This window comes from Bradyrhizobium septentrionale (genome assembly GCF_011516645.4).
Classification (GTDB): Bacteria; Pseudomonadota; Alphaproteobacteria; order Rhizobiales; family Xanthobacteraceae; genus Bradyrhizobium; species Bradyrhizobium septentrionale.
Genome location: NZ_CP088285.1, coordinates 233,410 through 247,788 on the forward strand (window position 1 = coordinate 233,410; position 14,379 = coordinate 247,788).

At 65.6% G+C, this 14,379-nt stretch carries 15 protein-coding genes; 6 read left to right on the top strand and 9 right to left on the bottom strand.

From position 1 onward, the window contains the following. Positions 1-21 precede the first annotated feature (21 nt). From HAP48_RS03045 to HAP48_RS03060, 4 genes are all read left to right on the top strand, one after another. Positions 22-1,131, top strand: a complete 1,110-nt coding sequence (locus HAP48_RS03045) for an AraC family transcriptional regulator (RefSeq protein WP_166214852.1) — start codon at positions 22-24, stop codon at positions 1,129-1,131. A 102-nt stretch (positions 1,132-1,233) separates the two neighbouring features. Then, positions 1,234-1,866, top strand: a complete 633-nt coding sequence (locus HAP48_RS03050) for an inner membrane-spanning protein YciB (protein ID WP_224496891.1) — start codon at positions 1,234-1,236, stop codon at positions 1,864-1,866. A gap of 153 nt (positions 1,867-2,019) precedes the next feature. Beyond that, positions 2,020-2,346: a hypothetical protein gene (locus tag HAP48_RS03055; protein WP_224496892.1), complete on the top strand. Its 327-nt coding sequence runs from the start codon at positions 2,020-2,022 to the stop codon at positions 2,344-2,346. A 137-nt stretch (positions 2,347-2,483) separates the two neighbouring features. Continuing rightward, complete coding sequence (locus HAP48_RS03060; protein WP_420869849.1) at positions 2,484-4,037, top strand: FecR domain-containing protein; 1,554 nt, start codon at positions 2,484-2,486, stop codon at positions 4,035-4,037. Positions 4,038-4,106: 69 nt separating this feature from the next. Here the strand turns inward: HAP48_RS03060 and HAP48_RS03065 are convergent, their stop codons facing one another. The 4 genes from HAP48_RS03065 to HAP48_RS03080 form a co-directional block, all read right to left on the bottom strand. Beyond that, positions 4,107-4,934, bottom strand: a complete 828-nt coding sequence (locus HAP48_RS03065; RefSeq protein WP_166214850.1) for a class I SAM-dependent methyltransferase — start codon at positions 4,932-4,934, stop codon at positions 4,107-4,109. A 115-nt stretch (positions 4,935-5,049) separates the two neighbouring features. Further along, positions 5,050-5,463, bottom strand: coding sequence for a hypothetical protein (locus HAP48_RS03070; protein ID WP_166214848.1), 414 nt, complete (start codon positions 5,461-5,463; stop codon positions 5,050-5,052). A 79-nt stretch (positions 5,464-5,542) separates the two neighbouring features. Next, entirely contained in the window at positions 5,543-5,848 is a 306-nt protein-coding gene (locus tag HAP48_RS03075; protein ID WP_029078950.1) for a nickel-binding protein, read from the bottom strand. Positions 5,849-5,957: 109 nt separating this feature from the next. Continuing rightward, positions 5,958-6,140, bottom strand: coding sequence for a hypothetical protein (locus HAP48_RS03080; protein WP_234622385.1), 183 nt, complete (start codon positions 6,138-6,140; stop codon positions 5,958-5,960). On the opposite strand from HAP48_RS03080, the gene HAP48_RS03085 reads away from it, so the two are divergent. Further along, the gene (locus HAP48_RS03085) at positions 6,072-7,847 is read left to right on the top strand and encodes a winged helix-turn-helix domain-containing protein (RefSeq protein ID WP_234622372.1); all 1,776 of its coding nucleotides are present in this window, start codon (positions 6,072-6,074) and stop codon (positions 7,845-7,847) included. The two genes, HAP48_RS03080 and HAP48_RS03085, sit on opposite strands and share 69 nt — an antisense overlap. Here the strand turns inward: HAP48_RS03085 and HAP48_RS03090 are convergent, their stop codons facing one another. Next, complete coding sequence (locus tag HAP48_RS03090; RefSeq protein WP_166214844.1) at positions 7,848-8,642, bottom strand: NUDIX hydrolase; 795 nt, start codon at positions 8,640-8,642, stop codon at positions 7,848-7,850. It lies immediately after the preceding gene. A gap of 135 nt (positions 8,643-8,777) precedes the next feature. Then, on the bottom strand, positions 8,778-9,647 hold the full coding sequence (asd, locus tag HAP48_RS03095) for an archaetidylserine decarboxylase (RefSeq protein ID WP_166216950.1): 870 nt from the start codon (positions 9,645-9,647) through the stop codon (positions 8,778-8,780). A gap of 34 nt (positions 9,648-9,681) precedes the next feature. On the opposite strand from asd, the gene HAP48_RS03100 reads away from it, so the two are divergent. Next, positions 9,682-11,346: an aminotransferase class III-fold pyridoxal phosphate-dependent enzyme gene (locus tag HAP48_RS03100; protein ID WP_166214842.1), complete on the top strand. Its 1,665-nt coding sequence runs from the start codon at positions 9,682-9,684 to the stop codon at positions 11,344-11,346. Between the two features lie 300 nt (positions 11,347-11,646). Here the strand turns inward: HAP48_RS03100 and HAP48_RS03105 are convergent, their stop codons facing one another. From HAP48_RS03105 to HAP48_RS03115, 3 genes are all read right to left on the bottom strand, one after another. Next, positions 11,647-12,264, bottom strand: a complete 618-nt coding sequence (locus HAP48_RS03105; RefSeq protein ID WP_166214840.1) for a hypothetical protein — start codon at positions 12,262-12,264, stop codon at positions 11,647-11,649. Between the two features lie 263 nt (positions 12,265-12,527). Next, on the bottom strand, positions 12,528-13,217 hold the full coding sequence (locus HAP48_RS03110; protein ID WP_029078955.1) for a class I SAM-dependent methyltransferase: 690 nt from the start codon (positions 13,215-13,217) through the stop codon (positions 12,528-12,530). 33 nt (positions 13,218-13,250) lie between these two features. Continuing rightward, the gene (locus HAP48_RS03115) at positions 13,251-14,306 is read right to left on the bottom strand and encodes a glycosyltransferase family 4 protein (RefSeq protein WP_166214838.1); all 1,056 of its coding nucleotides are present in this window, start codon (positions 14,304-14,306) and stop codon (positions 13,251-13,253) included. Positions 14,307-14,379: the final 73 nt, after the last annotated feature.

Consider the following 14,379-nt stretch of genomic DNA (forward strand, 5'->3'; position numbering starts at 1 on the left):
TGAACCTGCGGGCGGCTTGCGATGGCGTTGACGGCTCTTGAGCTCGGTCTCCGGGGAGCAGTGGTCGCACTGTTCCTGGTCGTTTGCGCGGTGCTGCTGCTGCGCTACGCGGCGGTCAATCGTGCCGCAAGCCTCGGCGCCGCGATGGGCGCGGCTGGCGCGGCCTATGCGATTTCGACCGCACCATTCTTTCCCGCAGCGTCATTCGGCTGGAGCTCGCCGTTCGTCGCCTTCGCCATGGGCTCTCCCGTGATTTTCTGGCTGTGGGCGCGCGCGATATTCGATGCGCAGTTCGTCTTGCGGCCCTGGCACGCTGCCGTATGGACGCTCCTCGCCGGCCTAGGCGTTGTCAGCCACAATTGCTGGACGATCTGGCCCGATGTCGCCGGGACGTGCGGCCGCATGCTCGCGCTGGCGACGATCGCCTTCGCCGTGCTCGGGGTCGCGCAAATTCCGAAGGGCTGGCGCACCGCCGTGACGACGGCGCGCGGCCGCCTGTTGATCGCGCTGGTGATCGGCGTCGGCCTGCAGATGGTGTTCGCCGCCGCGGCAGGGCTGGCGGCAATTCCGACCCAGTCGATCAGCCTGAGCGCCGCGCTCGGCCTCGCCACCTTCGCGCTGATGTCGATCTGGATGATGCTGTTCGATCCGCCCGAGAGCCAGCCGGCCGCGGGCGGCGGCCAGGCCGGCCGGGCGTCCGGATCGTTCGAGCCCGACGGCCTTGCGACCAAGGACCGCGCGCCCCAGGACCGCGCGTCGCTCAATCGCCTCAACCATCTGATGACCACCGAGCGCACCTACCGGCAGGAAGGGCTGACCATCGGCCTGTTGGCGGCGCGGCTCGGCATGCCGGAATACCGGCTGCGCACGCTGATCAATGACGGGCTCGGCCACCGGAATTTCAACGCCTTCCTCAACCGCTATCGGCTCGACGAGGCTAAGGCGGCGCTCGCCGATGCCAGCCAGGCCGAAGTGCCGGTGCTGACGATTGCGCTCGATGCCGGGTTCCAGTCGCTGGCGCCATTCAACCGCGCCTTCAAGGCGGACACCGGGCTGACGCCATCAGAGTTTCGCCGTCAGGCGGCGGCCGCGGCAACCGCTGATCTGGCGGAAATCGCCCGACCGGAGTGAGAATTCACTCCTCGATTTCAGAAATCGATAGGCCTTCAGCACGACAATCTGCCTCACTGGTGTCGACGCATGCACGGATCGTGCGGCCGCGCGACACGGCAAGTGGAGTTTCAACGCCCGATGAAGCACTTCCTCAACGCGGCCAGGCTATTGGCCCTCGACCTGGCGTCGACCCTGGTCTTTCTTGTTCTATTTCTGCTGACCCACAACACCGCGCTCGCGGTCGGCCTCGGCATCGCGTTCGGCGTTGCGCAGATCGGCATCCAGCTCCTGCGCGGGAAGCGGATCGACGCCATGGAGTGGCTGAGCCTGTTCCTGGTCGTCGCCGCCGGCTCCGCGACCCTGCTCACCCATGACCCGCGCTTCGTGCTGTTCAAGCCGAGCATCATCTACGCGATCGTCGGCGTCGTGATGCTGAAGCCGGGCTGGCTCAACCGCTATCTGCCCGAGATCGCGCAGACCGTCGTGCCCGATGTCGCCGTCATCGTCGGCTATGCCTGGGCGGGCCTGATGTTCGTCTCCGCCGCGGTGAACGCCTTCGTCGCGCTGACCTGCGAGATCACGACATGGGCGATCGTGATGCCGATCTATGGCATCGTGAGCAAGATCGTGGTGTTCCTCGGCGGCTTTGCCGCGATGCGCTTCACCGCCAGGCGCCGCATCCGCGCCATGCCGGAGGCCCAGCGCGAGGCCGTGCTCGCGCTCGAGGGAGCTCCGGCCACGGCGGCGCGGTAACCAGTACCCGTCCGGGCGTGGTTGACGAAACAAATGGGGATGCGACGAAACCATTTTGCGGTGCGGACGAAGAATTGCTGAAACCAGGCCTACCTAGTGATGGATGCACGGGGCCTCGCGCTGCTTCGGCGCGATCATCACAAGGGGGACATCATGGCTTTCACCGCTTCCGCACGTCGTCACGGCAAATTGCTGGCGGCAACCGCGTTCACGCTCGGTCTGTTGACCTCGGCGTCCTATGCCTACACCGACGAGCAGCAGCAGATGTGCACCGGCGACGCGATGCGGCTGTGCAGCTCCGAGATCCCCGACGTCGATCGCGTCACCGCCTGCATGGTCCGGCAGCGTGCGCTGCTCAGCGACGGCTGCAAGGCGGTTTTCCACTACGTGCCGCCGGCAACGGCCCCGCAGCCCGCGAGCTATACGCCTGCGGCCAAGCCGGCGAAACCACTCAACATCACCCCTCACAAGCGCGGCTAACCAAACCCTCCGACAGCGAACAAGCACCGCGCCTCCTGCGAGGGAGCGCGGTGCTTGATCGTTGCGGCCTGCCATGACAACAAGGCGGGACCGTTCATTCGGCATTCAGCCGGACGCGGCTCAATTGCGAGCCCCAAGTGCCCTCCCGGGAATCGATGGTGATGCGCCGCAGCTTCCTCTTCGCGCTTCTGCTTGGCATCGGCGTCGCGATCGGTTGGCATACAACGGCCGATGCCGCGGCCGAGCTGACGCAGCTCGCGCAAGCCCAACCTTCGCCGGCCCCGGCGCCGAGTGCGACACCCGCTACGCCTGCGCCCGCAACACCTGCTCCGGCCGCGATACCGCAGGCCACAGCGCCCGAGCCGATCGGCAACGTCGCGACGCTGACCGGGACCGCCACGGTCACGCGCAACAACGCCACGACGCCGCTGCAGATCCGCGACGACATCTTTGCCAATGACGAGGTCGCGACATCAGCGACCTCCTCGCTCGGCATCACCTTCAACGACGGCACCACCTTCAACCTGCGCGCCAACGCCAGGATCGCGATCGACAATTACGTCTATGAGGACGGCGGCCAGCAGAACAGCGCGCTGTTCAGCGTCGGCAAGGGAACGGCGGCCTTCGTCGCCGCCGCGGTCGCCAGGACCGGCGACATGAAGATCTCGACGCCGACCGCGACGCTCGGCATCCGCGGCACCACCGGTCTCGTCGAAGTGCCCGAAGGCGCGACCGCGACCAGCAACAATGTCGGCATCAAGCTCTATCCCGACGCCGACGGGCATGTCGGCCGCATCGAGGTCAATGATCGCAGCGGTGCCTCGCTCGGCGTGCTGACGCGCGGCGCGAGCGGCTTTGCGATTCGTCCGGGCAGCGGCGGCGCCCGCTTCGCCGCGGTGCCGCTGACGATCTCGCCGCAGCAGATCACGCGCGACCAGGGTTTGGTGCGCCAGGTCCACAGCGCGCAGACGCTGGGCCGCCAGGTGGTGTCCGAGCAGCGTGACTTCCGCCGCGCCAATCCCGACTTCCGCAGGGGCAATCCGGCCGCGCCCTATCCGAACCGCGGCCAGCCGGTGCAGCCGAACCTTCAGCGCCAGAACGGCCTGCCGGGCCAGAACCGCAACGCTCCGCAACAGCCGAGTCAGCAGAACCGTCCGGGCCAGCAGCAGCCCGGCCAGCCGAACCGACCGGGCCAGCCGCAGCAACCGGGCACGCCCGGCCGGCAGGGCTCGCAGCAGCCGGGCACGCAGCAGCAAGGCGGCGCACAACACGCGCTGTCCGGCCAACCCGGCGGCGCGACGCTGCCGCACGCGCCCGGTGTGCGGACGCCGGCCGGACAACAGCCCGCGGGACAACAACCTGCGCGTCAGGGCGGCGCGACGCAGCCCGGCGGACAACAGTCGCCTGCACGTCAAGGCGGTCTGCAACCCGGCCGCACAGCGGCGCCGGGCGGCGTGCGCCAGCCCGGACAACCGGCGGGTCAGCCGGGTCAGCCAGGCGTGCCGCGACAAGGCACGGCGGAGCCGGTGCCGCAGGCACCCGGCCAGATCCGCCCCGGAATCCAGCAGGCCGCACCGGGCATCCGCCCCGGAATGCAACGGCCCGCACTGCAGCCACGCCCCGGCTTCGTGCAACGGCGCGCACCGCCGCCGCGCGCGGCAAAGCCGCCGCCCAAGGACAAGCGCCAGTAGCTGAACGAATGTGGCGCCGGCGAAAAACGCCGGCGCCACGCTCCGATCGAAAAAGCAGCAAGCGGCAGATCAGCCCCGCCTGGTGATCACGGCCTCCAGATATTCACTGGGGATGACCAGCGTCCCGTCCTTCGCGACATTGAACTGGTCCATCAGGCGGAACATGTCGGCGGCAAGCAATTGCTGCTTGACGGCATCGATCGCTCCGAATGCTTTCAGTACCGGACCGTAGTAAGTGCGGAAGATATCGAGGAAATGCTCGCGCGACTTGTAACGGAAATTGAAGTGCCTGCGCGTGGCCTCAACCGTCGCCTGGGGACCGAACAAGGCGACGAGATGGGCTTCGGTACCCCATAGCGCGGGAGATTTCACGCCCGGTGCCGGCGGCACATATTTGCCGATGGTCTTGAACACCTGGCCGATGAAACCTTCCGGCGTCCAGCTCGCAAGGCCGATCTTGCCGCCGATGCGGCAGACCCGGCGCAGCTCATTCGCGGCCTGCTGCTGGTCGGCGGTGAACATGACGCCGAATGTCGACAGCACGACGTCGAAGCTCGCGTCGGCGAACGGCAGCTTGTCCGCGTCCGCTTCCTGGAACGTGACGGGCAGACGTTCTGCGGCCGCGCGCTCGCGGCCGCGCTCGAGCAACGCTCCGACGTAATCGGTCGAGACCACGTCGGCAAAGCGCCGTGCCGCCGCCAGCGTCGCATTGCCGTTGCCGGCGGCGACGTCGAGCACAATTTGATTGCTGCGCAGGTCGACCGCCTCGCAGAGCATTTCGCCGACGATCTGAAGCGTGGTGCCGACGATGGCGTAGTCACCCGAGCTCCAGGTGGCTTGCTGGCGTGCCTTGACGGCGGCGAGATCGACGGCGGGCATTTCGGTCTGAACGTTCATGTGAATCTCCTTTGAGTATGAGGTGCGGCTTTCGGCGAGGCCGCAGCCTCGCCGGAAGTCCGTAAGTCGGGTTGAAATGCGTCGTGCAGTGCAATTGGCCCTGCGATGCGGCGGATTACGTGCGACGGTCGAGAAGGACCGTGATGGTCGATGCGGCAACGATGCTCCAATCAGAGCGATGGCTGCAGCCGTGCTTGCTACGCTGAGGCGAGACGACGGCCTGCTGAACTGAAGCTGCGCGATGCTCCAGAACGACAGGCTCCTCCGCTCTGGTGAACACGGGTGAAGACAAACCCGCGATCACCAGCCCGAGAAGCCCGCTTCGAATGATCGGCCGAGAGCAGCGGTCGCCGGCGCGCTTCGACCGCCGGCTGCCGGGCTCACGCGGCATCAGGCCGCTGACTTGCCGCTCGCGGTTTGCGAGCATGCCTGCGACCAATTGATTGACGATCCGGCGGATGCGCAAAAGCAGGATGGAAAAATGCCTACGTACCGGACTTGACACGGACTCCATAAATGAAATCGACATAATCGTTTCCTTGATCAAATAGTGATGGCGTCCCGGATAATTGATTGGCCGGGATACGCCATGCGACGCCCCCCAGGCGTCACTCGGCTGCAATGGGCGGCTGGACCGGATCACCACGCACCACCACGGTTGTCGCGACCTTGTAGAATTCCTCGCCCGGCATGCCGACGCAGCGCGCATGCTCCCGGATCGAGTCGCCGTCGCGCGCCTCGTAGATGCAGAAAGTGCCGATGCGACCATCTGCCTCATGCACCACGTAGCTACGGATCCAGCGGACGCGGTCCGGCATCTGCTGATCGCCGATCCTGGCGGAGGTTGCGCCGGCAAGCTCCAGCTCGCTCATGTTGGCCCAGGCGCTCGGACGGCGAATGACATAGAGTTCCATCGAAATCTCCTCAGTTGCGAGTGTTGAACAGCAGGCCTGGCTCCGATGATCGCGAGCCGTGAGGGATGTATAGGCGCCGTCGACGCTGACTGTCCTTACCGCGGTCTGATCATTGTCTGATCTTTGTCTGATCTTTGCCTGAACCTTTTCCGCCGAGCCCGCACCCATAGACATGGCCTTCGGATTTGGACTGTTCGAGCTTGATGAAGCTGGCCGCGTCCTGCTGTGCGCGCGGCACGAGGTCCCATTGCAGCCGCGTGTGTTCGATTTGCTGGTCTATCTTGTTCGACACCGCGATCGGGTCATATCCAAGGAAGAACTGCTCGAAGCCATCTGGCCGGATGTGACGGTCACCGACAACTCGCTGCAGCGGGCGGTGAGTTCGTTGCGCGCCGCGCTGCGCAAGGGCGGCATGGACGGAGCGATCCGAAATCTCCCAGGCAAGGGATATCGGTTCTTTCACGATTCCGAGATCAGGCAGCCGGAACCTGCTGCGCACAATCCAGACGGCACAACCGGTGCAATCGGAGCAATCGGTCTCGCGCGACGCGCAGCGGCCGGACAATTATGGCTGCAGGCGGCAACCTTGTTTCAGAGCGCCGATGAAGACGGCGCGCTCAGCGCCGACGATCTGGACGATTGGGCGCTCGCCCTGCAATGCCTCGGCAGAGCCGCGGCAGCCGTTCCGATTCTTATTCGCGCGGTCGGCGCCAAGAGCAAGGCGGGCGACGCTGCCGGGGCGGCGGTCGACGCGATCGCGCTGTCGGGTTTGCATTTCGAGAGCGGTCAGGCCGCGATCGGAAAAGGCTGGCTCGCGCGCGCGGAAGACTGGACCGCAACGCTCGACGATCCTCCGACGACGGCCTTGCTGTTATGGATGAAGTCGAAACTGGCCGCCTTCGATGGAGAGCCGGAACAGGCACTCGCGTTGGCCGACGCTGCCTATACTGCCGTCAGATACAAGGATGCACTCAACATCGAAGCTCTGAGCCTCGCCTATCGCGGCTTCTATCGGCTATGCCTCGGCGACACCCATGGCGGACTGGCCGATCAGGACCACGCCGCCGCGGTCGCACTGTCCAGCAACAATCTGGACCCGATCATGGGCGGCAACCTCTACTGCAACATTCTCTGGGCAGCCCGGATGTTCGGAGATTGGGCACGGGCCGACCAGTGGACACGGAGCTACCAGAATTTCTGTTCGAGCAGCGGCATGGAACTGACGGGTTCATGCCAGCTGCATCGCTCCGAGGTGCTCGGCGTCAGGGGCTCGCTCGACGAGGCGCTGGCTCGGATTCAGGATGCGCTCGCGCGCCTGACCAGCGATGCGCCATGGTCGATGGGCGATGCCAACCGGGTGCTGGGCGATATTCTGTCTGCGATCGGCAATGAGGACGCAGCGCTTGAAGCCTATGACAGGGCCTACACGCTGGGCTGGTGCCCGGAGCCGGGCCGCGCGATGTTGCTGCTCGCAAGAGGCGAAGCGGAAGCCGCCCATGCGAGCCTGGAACGGAGCCTGATCGGCAAGACCTGGTGGACCCTGCAGCGGCGGGGAATGCTGCTCGCGCATCTGGCGCTGGTTGCGGCACACACGAATCGGGCCGGTCAGGCCAAGGCATTGATCTGCGAACTTTCGGGACATCCGGATCGCTGGCCGATGCCCTCGATCCGCGCGCTCACCAACGAAGCGCAGGCGATCCTTGCACTGTCCCGGCAGGATCACGAAAAAGCCATGCGGCATCTCCATCTCGCCCGCCAGCTCTGGTCGAGCATCGACGGACGGATCCAGATCGTGCGGCTGAGGCTGCAGATCTGCAGGCTCCAGCTGGAACACGGAGACATTCGCGGCGCCATGGCCGAGGTTCATGCCGCACAGCTCGTGGCACGTGAATTGGGTTCGCCCAAGCTCAGCGGCGACTGCATTGCCTTGCAGCGTGAGATTGACGGCTGGCAGCCAGCCGCGGCTCCGGCTGTACGACGTCAGGGCATCGGCCGCTGATCAGGCCGCGCGGCGCAGCCAGTCGCGCACGCGCTCGATCAAGTTCTTGCGCGGCCTGGGCTGGACGGTCATCGCACCCGGCGCGATGTCGCACAGGGATGACGACGGCGCTTCGGATGCGGCCGCCTCCGCGACATGCTCCGCCTCGACCACGTCGCCAGCCTCCGCAGCGCTGCGGTCCGGCGCCATCGCCGGCGTATCGCCTTCGCTCTGCGCCAACGCCGTCGGTTCGATGGCCGGCGTCTCCGCGAGCACGGGCGCGTCAGCGACGTCAGACGGGTTGACGGCGTCCTGCTCATCGATGACCGGCGGGCCCATCGCCGCGCGGCTGCGCCGCCGCTCCGCGGCCGCAGCGCGTGCCAGCGCCCGCCGCGCGCGCTCGGCGTCCTCCGCGGCCTGCAGCGCGATCGGTCCGACATTTTCCAGGAACGCACGCTCATAGCCGCGCGACAGGCGCTCGAGCGCCGCATCGAGCGGCAGCCAGTCGACTTCCCTGATGTCGCTCATCAGCGCGCGCACCGGCTTGCCGCCGGCTTCCATGCGCCAGTAATGCACCACCTTGGAACGGCCGCCGGAATCATAGACCAGCGTGCCGAGGAATTCGTGCACGTCGACGTCGTGGCCGGTTTCCTCCAGCACCTCGCGTTCGGCGGCATCGCGCGGCGTCTCGCCGTCGTCGAGCTTGCCCTTCGGCAGCACCCACTCATTTCGCTTGCGCAGGCGCACGACGGCGAAGCGCGGCGGTGTCTCCCGCAGCACAATGCCTCCCGCCGCCAGCACAGGCGTCCGCGCCATCTCGTGTCCCAAAGGTTTGCGATTTAGGATCGTCAGCACGACGATCCCGGCTATTCTAAAGCATGATCCGGAAAAGTGGAAACCGGTTTTCCGTGCAGATCATGCACAAAGAATGACGCGAACGAAACAACGAGATCAGTTGGCAGGCTTCCTTAGCAGCGGCTCGCCGCATTTGATCCGCGCTCCCTCCGCGACATTGTCGCAGAATTCGAAATTGCCGGGCGCGAGCATGATGATGGTCGAGCCATGCTCGAACCAGCCGAGTTCATCGCCCTTCTTGACATGGGCGTCACAGGGGAAATCCACCGGACCCCGCGACTGCGCGTTCAGCGTGATGTCGAGGAAATGCAGGCGAAGGCTCGCCACCAGGATGGCGGCGACCGGAACCAGCGTCAGCGCCTCGCCGGCCGCGAGTTTCCCGCGCAGCACCGCGCGCTCGTTCTTGCAGAAAAGGCGCTCGATCCGCTTCAGCGCGATCGGATTGACGTTCCAGACGTCGCCATGAATGAACGTCACCTTGTCGATCGCAAGGTCATAGGGCGCGTGGAAGCGGTGATACATGCTCGAGGTCAGCCGCAGCGTGACGAAGCGGCCGTTCCTGTGCTGCTCGACCAGCGCGGCATCGCCGAGGAGATCGAGCAGCGAATAGGGCGCGCCCTTGACCTGGAACAATTGCGTGTCCTCGATCCGCCCATGCGCCCCGATGATCGCATCCGACGGGCTCGCGATGATGGCAGGATCGGCCACCGCCGGTCGCAGGCCGGGCTTCAGCTCGCGGGTGAAGCAGTCGTGCAGGCTGGTGAACTCGGTCTTCTTCGCCTCCGACAGATCGAGGTCGGAGAACAGCTTCCAGCAGGCGATCGAGGCATCGCGCACCAAGGGGTTCTCGACCTTGGAGAACCAGCCCATGAAGCGGGTCAGCGCCGCCCGCGGAATCCGGTTGGTGAGCAGGAAATTGAGGTCCTCCTGCTGGGTGAATGCCGAGATCAGGCCCTTGACTGTCATGAATTTGTTAGGTGCTGAGGCTAGCGCTTCTGTCATGGAAACATCCCTTCCGATTCTCTCGCTGTCCGCCGCCGCGCTTGCCGGCGCCGCCGCAGCGTTCCCCAAAGTCAAAGCCCGGCTTGCCCTGTCGCGCGCCAAGCACCGCTCGCTGACCGGGCATTCCAAGATGTCCAAGATGGTGGCGCGCCTGGTGCCGCACTACGAATTCGACATCGACGCGTTCTTCCGCTCCGACGGCGCGCCCGCCGAGGTCGCGATGCAGCGCCAGGACGGCTTCTTCCGGCTCGCCGGGGTGTACCAGGACCGCTACCCCAAGGGCCGCGCGCTCACCGCCGAGGTGACGGAGCGCATCTCCGATCTGCAGTTCACCGAAACTTACCGCGTGCCGTTCCAGTACAGCCGCCTGGTGCGCGAGCATCTCAGCACCTCGGCCTTCGTGCAGGCCTCCAGCGGCGTCACCGTCACCGATCTCGACGGCAACCAGTTCTACGACCTGACCGGCTCCTACGGCGTCAACATCTTCGGCAACGACTTCTACAAGGAGTGCATCACCGGGGGAGAGAAGCGCGCGCATGCGCTCGGTCCCGTGCTCGGCCCCTACCACCCGATCATCGCCGACAATGTCAAGCGCCTCTGCGAGATCTCCGGCCTCGACGAGGTTTCGTTCCACATGTCGGGCACCGAGGCCGTGATGCAGGCGGTGCGGCTCGCGCGCTACCACACCAAGCGGACGCATCTGGTTCGCTTCGCCGGCAGCTATCACGGTTGGTGGGGCGAGGTGCAGCCCGGCGTCGGCAATCCGGTGTCGCCGCACGAGACCTTCACGCTCGCCGACATGTCGGAGAAGACGCTGCATGTGCTGCGCACCCGCAAGGATATCGCCTGCGTGCTGGTCAACCCGCTGCAGGCGCTGCATCCGAATGCCAACGCGCCCGGCGATTCCGCGCTGGTCGACTCGTCGCGCTCCTCGAAGTACGACCGCGCCGCCTACACCGAATGGCTGAAGCAGCTGCGCGAGGTCTGCACCGAGCGCGGCATCGTGCTGATCTTCGACGAGGTGTTCGTCGGCTTCCGGCTCGCCGCCGGCGGCGCCCAGGAATATTTCGGCGTCAAGGCCGACATGGCGACCTACGGCAAGAGCCTGGCCGGCGGCCTTCCGGTCGGTGTGGTGTGCGGCCGCAAGGATCTGATGCGGCGCTTCCGCGACGACCGGCCGGCCGACATCTGCTTCGCCCGCGGCACCTTCAACTCGCATCCCTATGTGATGACGGCGATGGACGAGTTCTTGAGCCGGCTCGCCAGCCCGAACTTCCGCTCGATCTACAACGGACTGGACGAGACCTGGAACGGCCGCGCCAAGGCGCTCAACGACCGCCTCACGGCCCAGGGCCTGCCGGTTCGCGTCGGCAACATCTCGTCGATCTGGACCGTCCATTACACCGAGCCGTCCCGCTACAACTGGATGCTGCAATACTATCTGCGGGCCGAGGGGCTGGCGCTGAGCTGGGTCGGCACCGGCCGCCTGATCTTCAGCCTGAACTACACCGACGCCGATTTCAGCGAGGTGGCCGACCGCTTCATCGCAGCCGCCGAGAAAATGAAGCGCGACGGCTGGTGGTGGCACAAGGAAGGCCTCACCAACAAGAACATCAAGCGGCAGATCCTGAAAGAGATGGTCGCCGTGAAGTTCGGCCGCTGAGCTCGGCGGGCGCTGCTCTCGCGTTCCCTCGCCCCGCTGTTGTCCTTCCTTCACCTCTCCCGCTTGCGGGGGAGGTCGTAGCGCATCGCGAGATGCGTTACGGGTGGGGGCTCTCTCCCCACAAAGATTATCGCAAGCGGTGACACCCCCACCCCAACCCTCCCCCGCAAGCGGGAGAGGGAGCGCAGCGCCGTCACGACGAGCAGTTCGGCCTACTAGTCTCTTCACAGGTGTCCCAAGACGTAGATGCCCGGGACAAGCCCGGGCATGACGCATTTCGGAAAGATGAGGGATCAACGATCAGGCGTGCTTGACGTGCTTCTCGAGGCCCGGATCGATCAGCTCGCCCTTCATCAGGAACAGCGGCGCCTTGTGATAGAGCTTCAGGTCGTTGAAGGGGTCAGTGACGATCTTGGTCATCCAGACGAGGCCAGTCTCGACGTCGCGGATGAAGAACAGATGTATGGTGCGGAACAGGAGGCCGCCGATGCCGACGAAGAGCCAGACCTTGGCCACCTGGCGGGTGAAGTCGCCCATCGTGACCCAGGGCTTGAACAGGCCGAACAGGGTCGGATCGAAGTACAGCACCATCGGCGACAGCGCCCAGATCGCCATCAGCACGACCTTGCGCTGCAGATTGTAGCCGACCTTGATGTCTTCCTTGTGCTCGTGGGTCGCCTGATTGACGTGGTCGTAGCCCTTCGGCTCGAAGAAGAAGTGACCGGCCTGGCGCGAGGTCATCGAGACCAGCCAGCCGACCAGCGCCGACACCACCGGATCGAAGAACAGCATCACATAGGCGAACAGGAAGCTCAGCGCGCTGACGAAGTGCAGGCTCTGGTTGATTCGGCTGTGATGGTAGAAGCGGTGGTCATCCCAGCGCTGGGTACGGAGCTCTTGCAGGAAGTTCTTGATCATTGGTTCCCCCAACATCTTTCGGGACTGGATTTACAGGGATTCGATGTAGCGCGTGTGACATCATCATAATGACATATGACAATGCGGAGCGACGCCTTGACGCAACCGGAGCAGGGTCTCGCCTCATCCCGAACAGGTTCACGGGGATGAGGCGAAAGATGTTGGCGCCTCCCGGTTCGGGCCGCGCTGTGCGCCACCTCACCCGGCAGGATCAAGGCTTGGCCCGCCTGGGCTGCCTCAGGCCGCCCTATCAGGCCGCCTTGTTAGGCCGCCTTGGCGACGTCGGCCTTGCGGAAGCGGACCAGCGAGAAATGGCCGAGCGGCGGGATCAGGCGGCGTTCCGCGAGCTCCATGCCGCGCGCGCCGGCGAGCCACTTGGTGTAGCGCGACCAGGCGAATTCGGCGGTCCGGAACCCGAGCGGGCGCACCACCGGCTGCAGCTTCTGCTCGATGAAGCGGCGGACGCCGGCATCGGCGCTGACCCGGGTCAGGATGATCAGCTCGCCGCCCGGACGCACCACGCGGGCGAACTCGTCGAGCGCGGCCTCCGGGTTCGGCACCGCCGACAGCACGTACTGCGCCATCACCACGTCGAACGAATTATCGGGGAATTCGAGCTTCTCGGCGTCCATCACCGCGAGGCCCTCTACATTCTTCAGGCCCTGCTCGGCAACCCGCTTCCTGGCCTTGTCCAGCATCGCTTCCGAGATGTCGGTGCCGAAGATGCGGACGTTCTGGCTATAGAGCGGCAGCGAGATGCCGGTGCCGACGCCGACCTCGAGCACGCGGCCACCGATCTTGTTGGTGGCCTGGATCGCAGCCTGCCGGCCCTTGCTGAACACGCCGCCAAACACGAGGTCGTAGATCGGCGCCCAGCGGTCATAGGCCTGCTCGACCGTCTCGCGGTCGAAGTCCATGGAACGGTCGGCACCCAGCTTGATGATTTCAGCCATAGATAGTTTCTCGTCTCTCGTTCGATTGAGCTGTTAATTCGGAACCGCACTGCGGCCGGCAACGCGGCGGGCGGGCCGCGGCGCGCGGCTCGGCTGCAACGTGGCCAGATTGCCGATGAACTGACGCGCACTGTTCTCCCAGGAACGTTCCAACGCAAAATTGCGGCAGTCGGCGCGCGACATCGTCAGCGCGCGCAGGCAGGCGGCGCGCAGGTCGTTGTCGATCGCGCCGATCGGATGGTCGGCGATGACGTCCTTCGGGCCGGTGACCGGGAACGCCGCGACCGGCGTGCCGCAGGCCAGCGCCTCGAGCTGCACGACACCGAAGGTGTCGGTCAGGCTCGGGAACACGAAGACGTCGGCGGCGGCGAGGTGCGAGGTCAGATCCTGGCCCTTCTTCTCGCCGAGGAAAATCGCGTCGGGATATTTCTGCTGCAATGCTGCGCGTTGCGGACCGTCGCCGACCACGACCTTGGAGCCCGGCAGGTCGAGCGACAGGAAGGCGTCGAGATTCTTCTCCACCGCGACGCGGCCCATGGTCATGAAGATCGGCCGCGGCAGATCGAGGAGCGCCGGCTGGTCCGGATTGAATATCCTGGTGTCGACGCCGCGGGTCCAGAAGCCGAGCCTGCGGAAGCCGCGCTCGGCGAGCTCTGACCGCAGCGAGTCGGTCGCGACCATCGTCATCGATCCGGCGGCATGGAAATGGCGCAGCACCGCGTAGCCGACGCTGTCGGGAATGCCGGTGCGCACCGAAACATATTCCGGGAAGCGCGTTGTATAGGAGGTGGTGAAGGCGAGCTTGTTGCGCTGGCAATAGCCGCGCACCGCCCAGCCGATCGGCCCTTCGGTCGCGATATGGATCGCCTCGGGCGCCGCCTCCTCGATCCGGCGCGCGATCTCGCGGCGGTTCGGCAGCGCCATCCGCAGGCCCGGATAGGTCGGCACGCCGACCGAGCGGAAACCGTCGGGGGTTAAGAATTCGATCTCGGCGCCGAGCCCGGCCGCGCTGCGCGCAAGCGACGTCAGCGTCCGGACCACGCCGTTAACTTGTGGATGCCAGGCATCGGTCGCAACGAGAATGCGCATCGCAGGAGATCCAAATCGTTAATCTTGATTCTGCTCGCACGACGTTCTGACATGGATGTTTCAAACGTATGAC